The following is a 15,986-nucleotide window of genomic DNA, read 5'->3' on the forward strand; positions in this document are numbered from 1 at the left end:
AGTCGCACCCTCGTCACGCAGCATGCCAGCGTGATCGTCACGGACGGAGCGGAAAGCACTGGCTTGAGCAATCACGCGCCCGATATCAATCCGATGATGGCGAGCCGCCGTTGCGGCGCAAAAACCCGCGCCGGCGGATCGTGCCGCGCGCCGGCGATGAGCGGCAAGCGGCGCTGCCGCATGCACGGCGGTGCGCCGGGGTCCGGCGCCCCGAGGGGAAACCGGAACGCGCGCCGGCACGGATTGTTCACGGGGGAATCGATCGCCGAGCGCGAGCAGATCGGGGTGCTGTTGGGTAAAGCGCGGAAGTTGCTGCAGGAGATGAAATGATTTGTAAAAGGTGCTGGCACCAACCCGCCCGTTATGCGCCTCTGGCCACCGGCGGTAATGAGTGTTCACCGCAGGGGCTGAAGATGACCAAGCCATGGCGAGTGGATGATAAGTGAAATTCGGCCAATCCGGCTTTCTTCCAGTTCCAGCTCATGAGCTATAGGGCCTCTTCTGTAGCTCAATTATCGCCCAAAAATGAGCTATAGCAATGGACCGGTTTCAGGCGACCCGGATGAGCGCGTCCATCGATAGGCGCGCGCCCGGCGCGAACGCGGTTGGTAAAAGTGCGCCGGGGTTGAGGTCGCCCGGACTGTACGAAACCGGCCCACGCGGCCCGAATTCGAGACGATCCGCAAGGTGCTCGGCGCGCTCGGCGTGCAGCTGGTCGCGAAGCCGCGCCGCCTGAAGGCCGGGCCACGCCTTACATCGTGACGTTTACGGATGGAGCGACCGGAAAGACGGGCGCTGCGACCCAAGCCGTTGTAGATCCCGGGCTTTTGGTCCCCAAGGCCGCGCCGGGGTTTCATCGTGGCTTGTGGCCGGGCCATCTTTAGTTCTAACCTAACGAGGAGACCATTTCGGCACGACACCATCCTGTCCGCGGCAATCGGGGCGAAGCATCCGAACGCAGCCAGGCAACGGCAACGAAACACAGGGGAGGATTGAATGAAACGCAGGACGCTTCTCGGCGGCACGATCGCCGCCGCCGTATTCGGGCTGACATCGGCCGCCATCGCCCAGCAGCCGATCAAGATCGGCATGAGCATGGCGCAAACCGGCGGCCTCGCCGGCGGCGGCAAGGCCTCGCTGCTCGGCATCGAGGTCTGGCGCGACGACGTCAACGCCCGGGGCGGCCTGCTCGGCCGCAAGGTCGAGCTCGTCGTCTATGACGACAAATCGAGCGCTTCGGAGACACCGGCGATCTATTCGAAGCTGCTGGACGTCGACAAGGTCGATATCCTGTTCGCCCCCTACGCGACCGTGCCGCCGGCGCCGCTGATGCCGCTGGTCAAGCAGCGCGGCATGTTGCTGATCGGCAATTTCTCGTTCCAGGTGAACAGCAAGGTTGGCCACGACATGTGGTTCAACAACGCACCATGGGGACCGGCCGACAGCTGGGCGTCTTCGTTCCTCGATCTCGGCCAGAAGGCCGGCGGCAAGACCATCGCGCTGCTCGCGGCGGACCAGGAATTCGCCCAGAACCTGGCCAAGACCGCGCGGGAAGTCGCGACCAAGCTCGGCATGCAGGTGGTGTTCGACCAGGCCTATCCGCCGAGCACGGTGGAATTCTCCGGCATCCTGCGCGCGCTCAAGGCCGCCAAGCCCGACATCGTCTATGTCGCATCCTATCCGCCGGATTCGGCCGGAATCCTGCGCGCCGTCAACGAGATCGGGATCGGCGACAACGTCAAGCTTTTCGGCGGCGGCATGGTCGGCCTGCAATTCGGCGCGGTCATGGAAAACCTGGGTTCACTGCTCAACGGCGTCGTCAACTACAATACATGGCTGCCGGAAGAGAAGATGTACAACGAGGGCACCAAGGCGTTCTTCGAGACCTATACGAAGCGCGCCGTGGAAGCCAAGGTCGATCCGCTCGGCTACTATCTGGCGCCCTACGGCTACGCCAGCGGCCAGATGATCGAGCAGGCCATCAAGGCCGTGGGGTCGCTCGACCAGAAGGCGCTGGCCAAATACCTGCGCGAAAACACCCACAAGACCATCGTCGGGCCGATCACGTTCGCGGCGGACGGCGAGTGGAAGGAAAGCGGGGTCGTGCAGGCCCAGTTCCGCGGCATCAAGGACAAGAACATCGAGCAGTTCCGCAGCTCGGGCAAACAGGTGATCCTGTTCCCGGCGAAGCTGAAATCGGGTGATCTGATCACTCCTTTCGAGGCCGCACGCAAGTAGACCGCAAAGCCGGACCGCGATGCGCTGACCAGTGGTCAGCGCATCTGCGCATTCGGCAACCGGGATGGAATGGACGGCGTGACCGGGAATCGGCGGCCGAAGGGCGGGTCAAGGGGGACCTTGGGTGTTTTCATTTGAACTGCTGCTCGATGCGGTGGTGATCGGGGTGCTGCTCGGCTGCTTCTATGCGGCGGTCAGTCTTGGATTGTCGATCTCGTTCGGCCTGCTCGACGTTCCCCACGTCGCGCATCCGGCCTTCCTGGTGCTGGCGTCCTACGCGGTATACTTCCTCAACGAGCACTACGGGGTCGATCCGCTGCTGGCGGGGCTCTTGATCACGCCGTTGTTCTTCCTGTTCGGTCTCGTCGCCTACCGGCTGTATTACGAAACCTTCGAAAAGCGCGGCAGCGACGCCGGGGTGCGCGGCATCGCGTTCTTCTTCGGTATCGCCTTCATCATCGAAGTCCTGATCATCCTGCTATTCGGCGTCGACCAGCGCTCGGTCACCGCCGACTATGTCGGCAAGGCCTGGCGGCTCGGCGACATGCGGATTCCATTCCGGCTGGTGGTCGCGTTCGTGGTCGCGGCGGCGCTGACCATCCTGTTGACACTGTATCTGTCGCGCACCTTCATGGGACGCGCGATCCGCGCGGTGGCGCAGGACCAGGAGGCGCTGCGGCTGATGGGCGCCAACCCGATCCGGATCAAGCAATGGGCGTTCGGCATCGCGACCGCCGTGCTCGGCATCGCCGGCGCCCTGCTCATCATCGTCGCTCCCGTGGAGCCGACGCTCGACCGCACCTATATCGGGCGCACCTTCTGCGTCGTCGTCATGGCCGGGCTCGGCAGCATGTCCGGCACGCTGGTCGCCGCCATCATCCTCGGCGTCGCCGAAGCCATCGTGCTGACCCTGTTCGGCGCCTCCTGGGCGCCGGCGATTTCCTTTGCGATGCTGCTCGGCGTTCTCGCCGTCCGGCCGCAGGGCCTGTTCGGCAGGCGATCATGAAGCGCAACGGCATCTATTTCTGGATCGGAGCGGCGCTGTTTCTCGCCGGCGCCATGCTGATGACGCAGGTGATCGGCAACCAGTATCCGTTCTTCGCCTGCTACGTGATCCTGCAGTTCATCGTGCTGGCTGTGGCCTGGAGCATCCTCGGCGGCTATGCCGGCTACGTCAATTTCGGCACCAGCGCGTTCTTCGGGGTCGGTGTCTACACCGCCGTGTTCCTGTTCAAGGCGACCGGCGTACCTCTGGCCGTGCAGATCGCGGCGGCCGCGGCGGTCGGCGCCCTGATGGGATTCGCCCTCGGCCTGCTCACCCTGCGGATGCAGGGCATCTTCTTCTCGATAGCGACCATCGCGGCGACGATCATCATCGAGACCGCGATCACCAACTGGCGATATGTCGGCGGCGCGTCCGGCATCCAGCTGCAGCGGCCGGCGGTGATGGCGCCGTTCGACAATTACGTCGAGATGCTGTTTTTCGTCCAGGCGGTGATGGTAGTGCTGGCGGTGGCGATTTCGCGCTACATCCAGAATTCATGGATCGGCCGCGGGCTGCAGGCGCTCAAGGACGACGAACTCGCCGCTGAATGCACGGGGGTGCCGACGCTGCGGCTGAAGCTCACGGCCTGCGTCATCTCCGGGGCGCTGATGTGCGCGGCGGGCGCGCCCGCCGCGATGTATTTGCAGTATGCGGACCCCGCCTCCGCATTCAATCTGAACTACTCGGTCTCGGCGCTCGCGATGTCGCTGATCGGAGGGACCGCACATTGGGCGGGTCCCGTTATCGGCGCCATCCTGCTCGGCGTGACGCAGCAACTGCTGACGGTTACCATTTCGTCGGAAGTCAACGTGCTGGTACTGGGCGTCATGCTGGTGCTGTTCGTGGTGGCCGCGCCGGAAGGCATCATCGGCCTGATCCGCAAGGTTCGAAGCAAACGCAACGAGGGCGAAGGATGATGGCCCCCGAAACGCAAGCCCCCCTGCTGCGGATATCCGCGCTGACAAAACGCTTCGGCGGCTTCACCGCGCTCGACAATGTCAGCGTCGATATCCCTCCGGGACAGCGCTTCGGCCTGATCGGCCCGAACGGCTCGGGCAAGACCACGCTGATCAACTGTATTTCCGGCGCGTTCCGTACCGAGCCCGGCACCGTGACGTTTCGAGACGAGGACATCACGCGGCTGCCGCCGCACATTCGCACGCGTCGCGGCATCGCGCGCAGCTTCCAGATCCCGCGGCCGTTCCGGAGCATGACGGTCGCCGAAAACCTCATGGTCGGACTCGACTTCGCGGCGGACACCAGCGTCATCGTCTCGGAGGCGCACCGGCGCGAGGCCATGATGTCGATCCTGACGCGGATGGGGCTGGCGTCGAAGGCGAACGTGTCGGCAACGAAGCTCAGCCAGGTGGAATTGCGCAAAATGGAGCTGGCGCGCGCGATGGCGACCCACCCGAAGCTCTTGATTTCCGACGAGGCGATGGCCGGCCTTTCCAGTTCGGAGGTCGACGAGGTGCTCGATCTGCTCATGAGTCTTGCGGATCAGGACATCACCATCATCATGATCGAGCACATCATGCAGGCGGTGATGCGTTTTTCGGAGCGCGTGATGTGTCTCGAGGCCGGCAAGATCATCGCGATCGGCACGCCGGACGAAGTGATGAGCAACCAGCGTGTGCAGGAGGCCTATCTTGGCACTTAGCCTCGCCATCAGGGATCTCGATGCGGGCTACGGCGCCGTCAAGGCGCTGCGCGGCGTCAGTCTGCATGTCGAGTCCGGCGAGACCGTCGCCCTGCTCGGCACCAACGGCAACGGCAAGAGCACGCTGATGAAGTGCGTCGCCGGCCTGGTGCGGCCGGAGCGCGGCAGCCTGATCCTGACCATCGACGGCACCGCGCACGACCTCGCAAAACTGTCGGCCGAGGCGATCGTCGATCTCGGTGTGGCGATGGTGCCGGAGGGACGCCGGCTGTTTCCAAAACTGACCGTGCTGGAAAACCTGATGCTCGGCGCCTTCCGCAAGGCCGCCCGGCAGAACATCGATCGCAACCTGGCGCTCGCCTTCGAGACCTTTCCGGCGCTGAAGGGGCTGCAGAAGCAACTTGCCGGCACCATGTCGGGCGGGCAGCAACAGATGCTGGCGATCGCGCGCGCGCTGATGTCGTCGCCGCGCCTGCTGCTGATCGACGAGCCTTCGGTCGGGCTGTCGCCGCTGCTGGTGTCGCAGACCATCAGCAAGATCGGCGAGCTCAATCATAATCTCGGTCTGACCGTGCTGATGGCGGAGCAGAATTTCAATCAGACGATCCGGATCGCCGATCGCGGCTACATCATCGTCCATGGCGAAATCGTGGTCGCCGCCGACTCGGTCGACGAGTTGAAAGGCAACGACATCGTCAAGCGGCTCTATCTCGGTGGGATCGTGTGATGGCGGGCGCCCAGGTGCGTCTGACACCCCGCGCCAATGTCACGGGACAATCCTGGTTGATTGCAGCTAGCCGCCGCGATCGGCGGGATGCTGACAGCCTCACTCGATCACGATCTCGCCGACCATGCCGTGATCGGCGTGGGTCTTGCCGTCGCTGCCGGAAATGCCGCAGCGCAGGTCGGTGACCTTGCCGGTGGCGACCGGCACGAACCACCATTCCGCCGACGCCCCCGGATAAACCTCGATCTCGCGGATCGCGCCCTTGAACTCGGCGAGATTGACGGTCTTGCCGTCGCGCAGCTGCGTGACCTGGACCTTGCGGGTGAAGACCATCTGGCTGAAGGCATGCGAGGTGAAGTAGTGCGGGTCATTGCTCGGGTTCTTCAGCACCAGCTTGTAGAGCTTGCCGGTCTCGAATTTCAGCTTGTTGGGTACGAAGGCATGCTCGCCAGGCTTGCCGAGTTCGACCGTGACCACGACGGGTTCCTGGCCGGCCAGATTGCCGGCGGCTTGAGCGGCGGGGGCGGCGCACAGCGCCGCCAGGACGGAAAATGAACGAAGCAAACGCATGAAATCACCTCTTTGCCAGTGGGCAATTCGAGAACCATACTGCAAATGCGAATGACTTGCAAAAGCAAAAGGGTGGCCTAAGCGCGGCTTCGCGACGCGCCCTCCGCAGTCCCGGCAGAACCGATTATCGCCCGCTGAACCGCGCCGCGCGCTTTTCCACGAACGCGTTGCGGCCTTCCAGTGCGTCCGTGCTGCGGCGGATTTCGGACTGCACCTCGATCTCGCGCTGGAACTGGGCGGCGTAGGTCGCGTGCTCGCTCTCCTCCAGCAGGGCGCGGGTGGCGACCAGCGCGCGCGTCGGTCCGGCGGCGAGGCGCTGGGCCAGTTGCATGGCTTCGTCGAGCAAGCGTTCGTCATCAACCACCTTCCGCAACAGTCCCCATTCATGGGCGCGTTCGGCGGAGAGCGGTTCGTTCAGCAGCATCAGTTCGAGCGCGCGCTGGCGGCCGATCAGGCGCGGCAGCAGCCAGGTCGAGCCGAGATCGGGCACGAGACCAATCCGACTGAACACCTGGATGAAACTCGCCGAGCGCGCCGCGACGATGATGTCGCCGGCCATCGCCAGGCTGAAGCCGCCGCCGGCCGCGACGCCGTTGACCGCGACCACGATCGGCACCCGGCATTCGCGCAGCGCCCGGAACGCCGGCCAGTAGAATTTCATCACCCCGGCGACGATATCGCTGCCGAGCGCTTCCGACGCCTTGAGGTTCTGTCCGGAACAAAACCCGCGGCCCTCCCCGGTCAGCACCAGCGCCCGCACGCCGGAATCATCGGTCATCTCGCCGATCGCGCTCGCGAGGCCGCCGAGCAGGTCCGGCGTCATGGCGTTCAGGCTGGCCGGCTCGTTCAGCGTCAATATACCGACGGCGCCGTCTCTGGTTTGCTTCACCCCGGGCATTTTCTTCTCCCTGCATGTTTGTCTTGATCGTTCGCAATGTGCCATTGTTGCCGCATGACGCCAACTCGACCCGATCCTGGCAAGAACAACAAGGCAACCCCCATGAGCGACCAGTTCTCCAACGCCCAGCACATCCGCAAATCCGCCACCGTCTCCAAAGGCGGCATCGTCGCTTCGCAATCGCGCAGGGCTGCCGAGGTCGGCGCCGCGGTGCTGGCGGCCGGCGGCGACTGCGTCGACGCCGTGATCGCGACCACCTTTGCGCTCGGGGTGCTGGAGCCCTGGATGAGCGGCATCGGCGGCGGCGGGGCGATGGTGCTCTACCGCGCCCGCGAGGACCGCTACGAGGTGATCGACTACGGCATGTGCGCGCCCAACAGCCTGCGGGTAGAGGACTATCCGCTGTCCGGCGATGGCGCGGCCTCCGACATCTTCCCCTGGCCGCGGGTCAAGGACGACCGCAACCTGCATGGTCCGGTTTCGATCGCGGTGCCCGGCGTGGTGGCGGGCATGGAAGAGGCGCATCGCCGCCACGCCAAGATGCCGTGGCAGGAATTGCTCGGCCCCGGCATCAAGCTCGCCGGCGAAGGTCTGCTGGTGGACTGGTGGACCACGCTGATGATCGCGAGTTCGGCCGCCGATCTCCGCCGTTATCCGGCCAGTGCCGCCGCCTACCTCAAGGACGGCCTGCCGCCGAACGCGCAATGGGGCATCAAGTCCAGCGTGCGGCTGCCGCAGGACCGGCTGAAGGCGACGCTGTCCTACCTCGCCGCCGAAGGCCCGCGCGATTTCTACCAGGGCGATCTGGCGCGGAGCATCGCGGCCGATATCCAGGCCGCCGGTGGCGCCCTCACGGTCGACGACCTCGCTGCCTTCCGCGCCCATGGCCGCGAGGCGCTGGCGATTCCCTATCGCGGCGGCAACGTCTACGCGACGCCGGAACTGACCTGCGGCCCGACGCTGGCGCACACCTTGCGCCTGCTGCAGCAAAAACTGCAGCCCGGCAATGGGCCAGATGCAACGGCCTACATGGAATATGCGCTGGCGCTGCAATCGGCCTATCGCGAACGGCTGCAGGACATGGGCGACGCCGACGGCCGGCGCGCGCTCGGCGCCGAACATCTGGCGCCGGCCTGCACCACGCATTTCTCGGTAGTAGACCGCGACGGCAACATGGCCGCGGTGACACAGACCCTGCTGTCGACCTTCGGCTCGAAATTCGTCACGCCGCAAAGCGGCGTCACCATGAACAACGGCATCATGTGGTTCGACCCGACGCCGGGTGGACCGAATGCACTGGCGCCCGGCAAGCGTTGCCTGACCAACTATACCCCGGTGCTGGCGCAGGCCGCCGACGGCAGGCGGCTGGCGCTTGGCGCCTCCGGCGGACGGCGCATCCTGCCGGCGGTGACGCAGATCCTGTCCTTCGTGATGGATTACGGCATGGACCTGGATGCTGCGATCCACACCCCGCGCATCGACGCCAGCGAAGGCGCCATCGTGATCGGCGACATCAGGCTACAGCCTGCGGTGCGCGATGCGCTGCGCGCGGGTTTCGATTACGAGGAAGCGCGGGTGCAGACTTTCCCGATGAAATTCGCCTGCCCGAGCGTGGTGCTGCGCGACGGCGACACCAACTCAGGCGCGACGGAGAGCGCGCAGCCGTGGGGCGACGCGGTGGCGGAGGGGTGAGGCGATTTCCACTTCCAACTGATTCTGAGATGCATCGCCAGGCGATGCTTCTCTCCCCTCCCCCCACGCGCCCTTGCGCGTGGTGGGGAGGGGTCGGGGGTGGGGGGTAGTGCCGCAGACTCTCTGCCCGAAGTACGCGCGTACGATTCGCAGTCGAATGCGCCGATAGCCCCCCCACCCCCGACCCCTCCCCGCCGCTTCGCGGAGGGAGGGGAGAAGAAGAGAAAACGCTCAGTCAGACTGCCTTGGCCTCAACGCTGGCAACCAACGGCCTCCCCGCTTTCCGCGCCTCCGCCGTGAAAACGATCCCCTCATAGCCCTTCATTGCGACGTCGTTGATCGCCGCGACGTATTTCGGTGTGCCGCCATTGAAGACGACGTGCCGGACCTTGCCTGCCTCGTGACCGGGCACATTGGAATTGTAGCCGGTGAACCAGCCCTTGGCGTTGCGCAGCAGCATGATCGCGTACATCTTCGCGACATAGCCGGTCCAGCGCTCCTGCGCCGCGCGCGTCGGATCGGCCCGCGTGTAGCCGCGGGCCCACATGTGCTCCAGCAGGGCGGTGCACCAGTTGACGCCGGTCTCGATGCCGCGCGGAAAATTGGTCGATGCGGAACCGCTCTGCGGTCCGGTGGGCATCAGCAAATTCGGAAAACCGTGCACCAGCATGCCGAGGAATGTCGACGGGCCGTCCTTCCACTTCTCCGATAGTTTTTCGCCGCCGACGCCCCGGATGTCGATCTGGTCATACGCGCCGGTAATGGCGTCGAAGCCGGTGGAGTAGACGATGATATCGAACTCGTAATCGCGCGCGGTGGTGCGCAGGCCCGACTCGGTGATCCGCTCGATCGGCGTCTCGCTGATATCGACGAGGTGCACGTTGGGCCGGTTATAGGCCTCGAAGTAATTCGTCTCCAGCGGCACCCGCTGCACGCCGAAACCGTGGTCCCTGGGGATCAGTTTCTCCGCCACCACGGGATCTTTGACGCGGCGGCGGATCCGGTCGGCGATGTAGGCGGAGAACTCGGCGTTGGCGGCCGGGTCGGTAAAAATTTCCCGGAAATTGCTCAGCCAGATGCCGAAGCCGGGCTCATCATAGAGCCGGTCCCACAGCGCCAGCCGTTCTTCCCGCGTTACCTCGAAGAAGCCGCGGCGATCGGGTTCGTGCACGAAGCCGCCGGGGGTACGGCCGCAGGTCTCGAAAATCTCGTCGTAGCGCGCGCGGATGTCGGCCATCTCTGCGTCCGAGATCGGGCCGTTGTTCAGCGGCGCGCTCCAGTTCGGCCGCCGCTGGAACACCGTGAGTTCGCCGACCTTGTCGGCGATCTCGCCGATGATCTGAATGGCGGTGGCGCCGGTGCCGATGACGGCGACCTTCTTGCCGGCCATCTCGACCGGCTGGTGCGGCCAGTAGAACGTGTGGAACGAGCGCCCCTTGAAACTGTCCATTCCCTCGAACCGCGGCAGCGTCGGCGCCGACAGCAGCCCGACCGCCATGATGACGAAGCGGCAGGTCAGTTCGCGCCCATCATCGATTCGGAGCCGCCACAGATCATGCGCCTCGTCGAAGTGCGCGGCCTCGACCTTGCAGTTGAACTGCATGTACTGGCGCAGATCGAACTTGTCGGCGACGTAATTGAGATAGCGAAGATTCTCCGGCTGGCTGGAGAACCGCTCCTTCCAGTGCCACTCGTCGAGCAACTCCTTCGAGAACGAATAGCCGTAGGTGTAGCTCTCCGAATCGAAACGGGCTCCCGGATAGCGGTTCCAGTACCAGGTGCCGCCGAGGTCGGGGGCGGCCTCGAGCACCAGGGCTTCGACGCCGAGGTCGGCGAGGCGCTTGATCTGATAGATTCCAGCCACACCCGCGCCGACGACGATGACCTCGTAGTGCGACTTGCCTCCCGCCATTATTCCCTGCTCCGGAATTTTGTTTCTGGACTTCGACGAATAATGCGCCTTGCGTTCCACGACGGCAATAGCCGGCGCATCCGCGCGCCGGTTCAGGCCGCTGGAAATGGCCGAACCTCGACCGATGCGCTGGAAAGACGGCGATACAGATCGCGTCGCCGGGCAATCGGCCACCAGTCGTACAGAAAGATTTCGAGCGGACGCCAGTTCGCGACCCAGCCTAAAATCAGGAAACTTTCCTCGATCATGCGGCTGAGCGACCCCTCGACGAGTCCGCCTGCGAAGCGCGCGATGACAAAGCACGCGATCAGCACCATCACGCCGATGCCGAGGGAACGGCGGCCAACCCGGAACAACTCGGTGAGGTCGCGCTGCAGCACCGTCACGCGGTGGGAAAAGTATCCGCGGATGGCTTCGGCCAGATCCTTTGCCGCCTTGTTCTGAAGCTCGATTTCCGGGAAATGGACGATAATCCTGATGGGCAGGTCGGTGCGCAATTCGCGCGCCCAACCCACGATGAATTCTTCCGCCTCGCGGTCGAGGTCGCGCTCCCGAAACGGCGACGGATCCAGGGTATGAAAGAGCTGCGCGATCTCGTCGACACGCAGCTCGATGACATGGTCTGTGCTTTCGATCGTCATGGTCAGCGCTCCGCGACCCTGAAGCGCCCGCGCCCGATGGCCTTCAGGCCTTCCAGCGACACGAGGACGACGATCCCCGCCGCCAGCGTCAATGCGAGATCGTCGAGATGCAGCGGCCCGAAGCGGAACAGCGCGCTGGCGGGAGGGAAGAGCAGCGTCAGGCTCAGCATGACCGGAACGACCAGCATCACCCATGCGAGCGCGGCATTCGGCCGCCGCAGCGCCGCGATCAGCGACGCGCTGAACGAGCGATTGACGAAGATCAGGCTGACAATGGCCAGCACCAGCGAGAAGAAGGTGAGCGCCCGCACCTCCGCCTCCGGCATGCCGTGCTTCAGCGCCGTGACGTAGATGACGGCGACCACCGCAAAGGCCAGCGTTCCCTGCACCAGGCTCCAGCCGATCAGGCTGCCCGAGAACAGCGGCTGATCGGGCGGACGCGGCGGCCGGCTCATGACGTCGTCTTCTTCCGTTTCGGCCTCGAAAACCAGCGAGCACACGGGATCGATGATCATCTCCAGGAACGCGATATGGATCGGCCCGAAGACGATCGGCAGGCCGAACAGCAGCGGCAGCAGCGCAAGGCCCGCGATCGGCACATGCACGGCGAAGATGAACCCCATCGCCTTGCGGAGGTTATCGTAGATCCGGCGGCCGAGCCGCACCGCGTGCACGATCGAGCCGAAATCATCTTCGAGCAGCACGATGGAGGACGCCTCGCGCGCCACATCTGTGCCGCGGCCGCCCATCGCGATGCCGATATGCGCCGCCTTGAGCGACGGCGCGTCGTTGACACCGTCGCCGGTCATGGCGACGATTTCGCGGTTGGCCTTGAGCGCATCGACGATGCGAAGTTTCTGATCGGGCATGATCCGCGCGAACACGGTCGCGGTCCGCACGCGCTGCGCCAGTTGTTCCGCGCTCAGCGTTTCCAGTTGCTCTCCGGTCACGAGGTCGGCGGTGTCGAGACCCGCCTGCCGGGCGATCGCCGTGGCGGTCGCGGGATAGTCGCCGGTGATCATGACCACCCTGATGCCGGCGGAGCGGCACTCGGCGACGGCGACGGGCACACTCGGCCGCAGCGGATCGGCAAGGCCGACCAGCCCTTCGAACTGGAAGGCAAAATCATGCTGCGAGGCCGGCCATGCGGCGCCAGCGAAGGAGGCGCGGGCGACGCCGAGGACACGCAGGCCTTCGGCCGCCATGATGTCCACCGAGCGCTTCAGCGCGGCGAGCTCGGAGGGGCCGAGATGGCAAAGCCCGGCGATGGCTTCCGGCGCGCCCTTGGCCGCGACGACGAATTCCTGACTGTGGTCGGAAGGCTGCCAGACCAGCGACATCGCCAGCAGATCCGGGCGCAGCCCATAGGCGTGCTCGAGTTTCCATTCCGCGCCGTGCAAACGCCCGGTGCCGGCCAGCCGCTCGCCGCCGAGAGCGTGAAACGCCTTGTCCATCGGGTCGAACGGGTCGCGCGCGCTGGCCAGGATTCCGCATTCTATCAGAGCGTGGAAGCGCTCCGGCATCGCGGCGCCCTGTGTCTCCCCGGGCCGGAACGTGTCGTCGTCCGCGAGCCGCAATTCGGCAATGGTCATCCGGTTCTCGGTCAGCGTCCCCGTCTTGTCGGTGCAGAGCACCGTCGCGGAGCCGAGGGTTTCGATCGCGGCGGCGCGGCGGGTCAGCACCCTCGCCTGCGAGATTCGCCACGCGCCCATCGCCATGAACACGGCAAGCACGACCGGAAATTCTTCAGGGAGCATCGACATGCCGAGCGCGATGCCCGCCAGCACCGCATCCAGCCATCCGCCGCGCAGGGTGCCGTACAGCACCACCGCCAGAATGCTGACCGCCGCGCCGGCGATGGCGAAAATCCGCACCACGCGGCGGGTCTGCGCCTGCAGCCGCGGCGGCTCCGTCTCCAGCGTGGCGAGCGACTGGCCGATCTTGCCGATCTCGCTGCGGATTCCGGTCGCAACGACCTCGGCTGTCGCCGTGCCGCGCACCACCAACGAGCCGGAGAACACCATGGGCAGGTCATCGCCGCCGGGCCGCCGGCTTTCGGAAGGACCGGCATCGGCCCGCGCGGTCTTGCGCACGGGAACCGATTCACCCGTCAGCAGCGATTCATCGGTCAGCAGGTCGCGGCATTCGATGATCACGGCGTCGGCCGGCACGCGGTCGCCTTCGGCCAGCAGCAGAATATCGCCGCGCACGACTTCGCGGCCGGTGATCCGCTTGCGCACGCCGTCGCGGATCACCAGCGCGCGCGGACTGGTGAGGTCGCGCAGCGCCTCCAGCACGCGTTCGGTACGGCTTTCCTGGATCACCGTGATCAATATGGACAGGGTGGCGAACGCCCCGAGGATGATGGCCTCCTTGAGGTCGCCGAGCAGCAGATAGACCGCGACGCCGCCGAGCAGCAGCGCCAGCATGGGCTCGCGCACCACCTCGAGGACGATCCGCAGCGGCGTACGCCGGTCCGGGCGCGGCAGTTCGTTGTAGCCCTCGGCCTGCAGTCTGGCCTGGACTTCCGCCTCGCTGAGGCCATGCATCGGACCGGGCAATGGTATTTCGTCGGGCATTTCGCCTGCTTTGAGGGTTTGGGTGGGTCCGCACCGGAGATTTGCCGAAATTTATCGCCTTCCGGCTGCCGGCGTTTGATCCATCGCAGAAGGTGGCGCACACTTGCTGCGGAAATGCGAGTCCCCTGCCTCGATGCATCCCGTGCCGGAACGCGACCACGGTTATGGACAATTAGCTGAACCTTTGCGCTGGGCTGCCACGTATCTGAGGGGTACGATAACCGCCAAGCGGAGCCCGTCATGCGCGCCTTCCTGCTACTCGTCGCCTTGCTGATCGGCGTCAGCGCCCCTGCCCGCGCCGACGACGTCGCCGCCGCGCAAAGAATCATCCGCGCCCAGGTCGAGGCGTTCGGCCACGACGATGCCGCAACGGCCTATTCCCATGCCGCGCCCGCGATCAGGGAAGTATTCCCGCAAGACACCTTCATGGCGATGGTGCGCGGCAGCTATGCGCCGGTTTACCGTCACAAGAGTTTCGAATTCGGCGAGGCGCGCGTCGCCGACGGCAAGATCGCCCAGCGCGTCCGCATCGTCGATGCCGAAGGCGTGCCGTGGGAGGCGCTCTATACGCTGGAGCAGCAAGCCGACGGCAGCTTGAAGATCAGCGGCTGCACGCTGCTGAAAGCGGGTCAGGCGGTGTGACGGCTCCGGCGGCGGAGTCACACCGCCGGCAACTTGCCAACATCCCGCCGGAATTTCGCGCCAGATCCTTTGCCATTGCCACCGTCCGCGGTTTGCGCCTTACTCGCCGCGATCAGGCAAATCCGGAGGAAACCAAGAATGAAAACAGTGCAATCCATGCTCGCCGAGGCCGAAGCCGCGGTACCGCGCATCAGTCCCGATGAAGCCAAGGGACTGGTCGGCCGGGCCGACGTGCTGTTTCTCGACGTGCGCGAACCGGCCGAGGTCGCAACATCGGGCAAGGTGCCGGGCGCCCTCGCCATTCCGCGCGGACTGGTGGAATTTCGCGCCGATCCGGCCTCCCCGCTGCACGATGCGGCATTCGACCGGGCCAAGACCGTGGTGGCCTATTGCGCCTCGGGCGGACGCTCGGCGCTGGTGCTCAAGACGCTGAAGGAAATGGGCTACGAAAACGTCCGCAACCTCGGTGGCTTCAAGGGCTGGCTCGATGCCGGCGGCGAAGTCGAGAAGGGGTAGCCGGCCTCACGCCATTGCCAGCCGTGAGCGCGCCCTCGCCCGCAGCAGCAGCGCCACCACGATGACGATGTTGACCGCATTCCAGGCGACGCCGTTGAGGAACGCCGCGGCGTAGGAACCGGTGGCGTCGAAGATCACGCCGGAAATCCAGCCGCCGCCGGACATGCCGAACACCGAGGCCATGATCACGATGCCGACCCGGGTCGCGGCCTCGCGCGCCGGCATCGATTCCCGGACGATGATGGCATAGCTCGGCACGATGCCGCCCTGGAACAGGCCGAACATCGCGGAGATGAGGTAGAGCGAGGTCAGCCCGTCGAAGAACAAATAGAACAGTAGGGCAAAGCCCTGCGCCACCGATCCGATCAGCAGGGTCGGGATGCCGCCGATCTTGTCGGCGAGATATCCCGAGCCGATCCGGCTGATGATGCCGCACGCCATCATCAGCGACAGCATCTCGGCGCCGCGCGCGACGCCGTAGCCGAGATCGCCGCAATAGGCGACGCTGTGGACCTGCGGCATCGACATCGCCACGCAGCAGGAGATGCTCGCGATGCACAGCAGCACCGTCAGCGTATTGGCCGACAGGTTGAGATTGATCCGCGGCGGCGGCGCATTGGTGTGATCCTGTGCCGCGCTGCCGCCCATGACGCGGCGCAGCACCAGCACCAGGATCGTCATCAACAGGCCGACGGCAATGCCGATACCGAAATGGGTGGCGCGCCAGCCATAGGCCTGCGTGCTCCAGTTGATCAGCGGCGGCCAGAACGTGCCCGCGACATAATTGCCTGACGCGACGATGGTCACCGCCAGCCCGCGATAGCGCTCGAACCAGTGCGAGGCCTCCGCCATCAGCGGCGCGAAGG

The 15,986-nt window shown here is 65.3% G+C and carries 15 protein-coding genes; 9 read left to right on the forward strand and 6 right to left on the reverse strand.

Translation table 11 applies throughout. From position 1 onward, the window contains the following. Nucleotides 1-30 precede the first annotated feature (30 nt). The 6 genes from Q7T45_RS05190 (at nucleotide 31) to Q7T45_RS05215 (ending at nucleotide 5,670) form a co-directional block, all read left to right on the forward strand. On the forward strand, nucleotides 31-330 hold the full coding sequence (locus Q7T45_RS05190) for an HGGxSTG domain-containing protein (protein WP_370691211.1): 300 nt from the start codon (nucleotides 31-33) through the stop codon (nucleotides 328-330). 666 nt (nucleotides 331-996) lie between these two features. Continuing rightward, nucleotides 997-2,238, forward strand: coding sequence for an amino acid ABC transporter substrate-binding protein (locus tag Q7T45_RS05195; protein ID WP_304868380.1), 1,242 nt, complete (start codon nucleotides 997-999; stop codon nucleotides 2,236-2,238). 124 nt (nucleotides 2,239-2,362) lie between these two features. Further along, nucleotides 2,363-3,244 carry a branched-chain amino acid ABC transporter permease gene (locus Q7T45_RS05200; RefSeq protein WP_304868382.1) on the forward strand — a complete coding sequence of 294 codons (882 nt, stop codon included), beginning with the start codon at nucleotides 2,363-2,365 and terminating at the stop codon, nucleotides 3,242-3,244. After that, on the forward strand, nucleotides 3,241-4,200 hold the full coding sequence (locus Q7T45_RS05205; RefSeq protein WP_304868384.1) for a branched-chain amino acid ABC transporter permease: 960 nt from the start codon (nucleotides 3,241-3,243) through the stop codon (nucleotides 4,198-4,200). The genes Q7T45_RS05200 and Q7T45_RS05205 overlap by 4 nt, the downstream gene beginning before the upstream one ends. Then, nucleotides 4,197-4,943, forward strand: coding sequence for an ABC transporter ATP-binding protein (locus tag Q7T45_RS05210; protein ID WP_304868386.1), 747 nt, complete (start codon nucleotides 4,197-4,199; stop codon nucleotides 4,941-4,943). Before Q7T45_RS05205 ends, Q7T45_RS05210 begins: the two co-directional genes overlap by 4 nt. Continuing rightward, complete coding sequence (locus tag Q7T45_RS05215) at nucleotides 4,933-5,670, forward strand: ABC transporter ATP-binding protein (protein ID WP_304868388.1); 738 nt, start codon at nucleotides 4,933-4,935, stop codon at nucleotides 5,668-5,670. Before Q7T45_RS05210 ends, Q7T45_RS05215 begins: the two co-directional genes overlap by 11 nt. A gap of 99 nt (nucleotides 5,671-5,769) precedes the next feature. Here the strand turns inward: Q7T45_RS05215 and Q7T45_RS05220 are convergent, their stop codons facing one another. Continuing rightward, nucleotides 5,770-6,240: a hypothetical protein gene (locus Q7T45_RS05220; protein WP_304868390.1), complete on the reverse strand. Its 471-nt coding sequence runs from the start codon at nucleotides 6,238-6,240 to the stop codon at nucleotides 5,770-5,772. A 124-nt stretch (nucleotides 6,241-6,364) separates the two neighbouring features. Further along, nucleotides 6,365-7,138, reverse strand: coding sequence for an enoyl-CoA hydratase-related protein (locus Q7T45_RS05225; protein WP_304868392.1), 774 nt, complete (start codon nucleotides 7,136-7,138; stop codon nucleotides 6,365-6,367). Between the two features lie 102 nt (nucleotides 7,139-7,240). Here Q7T45_RS05225 and Q7T45_RS05230 point away from each other — a divergent pair, with 102 nt between their 5' ends. Beyond that, complete coding sequence (locus Q7T45_RS05230; RefSeq protein ID WP_304868394.1) at nucleotides 7,241-8,830, forward strand: gamma-glutamyltransferase family protein; 1,590 nt, start codon at nucleotides 7,241-7,243, stop codon at nucleotides 8,828-8,830. 235 nt (nucleotides 8,831-9,065) lie between these two features. Here Q7T45_RS05230 and Q7T45_RS05235 read toward each other — a convergent pair whose 3' ends face one another. From Q7T45_RS05235 to Q7T45_RS05245, 3 genes are all read right to left on the reverse strand, one after another. Continuing rightward, complete coding sequence (locus tag Q7T45_RS05235) at nucleotides 9,066-10,742, reverse strand: NAD(P)/FAD-dependent oxidoreductase (protein WP_304868397.1); 1,677 nt, start codon at nucleotides 10,740-10,742, stop codon at nucleotides 9,066-9,068. Nucleotides 10,743-10,834: 92 nt separating this feature from the next. Beyond that, the gene (locus Q7T45_RS05240; RefSeq protein WP_304868399.1) at nucleotides 10,835-11,383 is read right to left on the reverse strand and encodes a hypothetical protein; all 549 of its coding nucleotides are present in this window, start codon (nucleotides 11,381-11,383) and stop codon (nucleotides 10,835-10,837) included. A gap of 2 nt (nucleotides 11,384-11,385) precedes the next feature. Further along, entirely contained in the window at nucleotides 11,386-13,962 is a 2,577-nt protein-coding gene (locus tag Q7T45_RS05245; protein WP_304868402.1) for a cation-translocating P-type ATPase, read from the reverse strand. Nucleotides 13,963-14,202: 240 nt separating this feature from the next. On the opposite strand from Q7T45_RS05245, the gene Q7T45_RS05250 reads away from it, so the two are divergent. Next, nucleotides 14,203-14,604: a DUF4864 domain-containing protein gene (locus Q7T45_RS05250; protein ID WP_304868404.1), complete on the forward strand. Its 402-nt coding sequence runs from the start codon at nucleotides 14,203-14,205 to the stop codon at nucleotides 14,602-14,604. A gap of 138 nt (nucleotides 14,605-14,742) precedes the next feature. After that, nucleotides 14,743-15,120: a rhodanese-like domain-containing protein gene (locus Q7T45_RS05255; RefSeq protein WP_304868406.1), complete on the forward strand. Its 378-nt coding sequence runs from the start codon at nucleotides 14,743-14,745 to the stop codon at nucleotides 15,118-15,120. Between the two features lie 6 nt (nucleotides 15,121-15,126). On the opposite strand, the gene Q7T45_RS05260 is transcribed toward Q7T45_RS05255, so the two are convergent. Continuing rightward, nucleotides 15,127-15,986: MFS transporter (locus tag Q7T45_RS05260; RefSeq protein ID WP_304868408.1), on the reverse strand; the 860-nt coding region annotated here is incomplete at its 5' end.

The sequence above is a fragment of the Bradyrhizobium sp. genome, assembly GCF_030646015.1.
Taxonomy (GTDB): domain Bacteria; phylum Pseudomonadota; class Alphaproteobacteria; order Rhizobiales; family Xanthobacteraceae; genus Bradyrhizobium.

Bases quoted from the DNA above. Each gene is read 5' to 3' on its own strand.
- Q7T45_RS05195 (WP_304868380.1), top strand. From the start codon at position 997: ATGAAACGCAGGACGCTTCTCGGCGGCACGATCGCCGCCGCCGTATTC.
- Q7T45_RS05205 (WP_304868384.1), top strand. From the start codon at position 3,241: ATGAAGCGCAACGGCATCTATTTCTGGATCGGAGCGGCGCTGTTTCTC.
- Q7T45_RS05210 (WP_304868386.1), top strand. From the start codon at position 4,197: ATGATGGCCCCCGAAACGCAAGCCCCCCTGCTGCGGATATCCGCGCTG.
- Q7T45_RS05220 (WP_304868390.1), bottom strand. From the start codon at position 6,240: ATGCGTTTGCTTCGTTCATTTTCCGTCCTGGCGGCGCTGTGCGCCGCC.
- Q7T45_RS05225 (WP_304868392.1), bottom strand. From the start codon at position 7,138: ATGCCCGGGGTGAAGCAAACCAGAGACGGCGCCGTCGGTATATTGACG.
- Q7T45_RS05230 (WP_304868394.1), top strand. From the start codon at position 7,241: ATGAGCGACCAGTTCTCCAACGCCCAGCACATCCGCAAATCCGCCACC.
- Q7T45_RS05235 (WP_304868397.1), bottom strand. From the start codon at position 10,742: ATGGCGGGAGGCAAGTCGCACTACGAGGTCATCGTCGTCGGCGCGGGT.
- Q7T45_RS05240 (WP_304868399.1), bottom strand. From the start codon at position 11,383: ATGACGATCGAAAGCACAGACCATGTCATCGAGCTGCGTGTCGACGAG.
- Q7T45_RS05245 (WP_304868402.1), bottom strand. From the start codon at position 13,962: ATGCCCGACGAAATACCATTGCCCGGTCCGATGCATGGCCTCAGCGAG.
- Q7T45_RS05250 (WP_304868404.1), top strand. From the start codon at position 14,203: ATGCGCGCCTTCCTGCTACTCGTCGCCTTGCTGATCGGCGTCAGCGCC.
- Q7T45_RS05255 (WP_304868406.1), top strand. From the start codon at position 14,743: ATGAAAACAGTGCAATCCATGCTCGCCGAGGCCGAAGCCGCGGTACCG.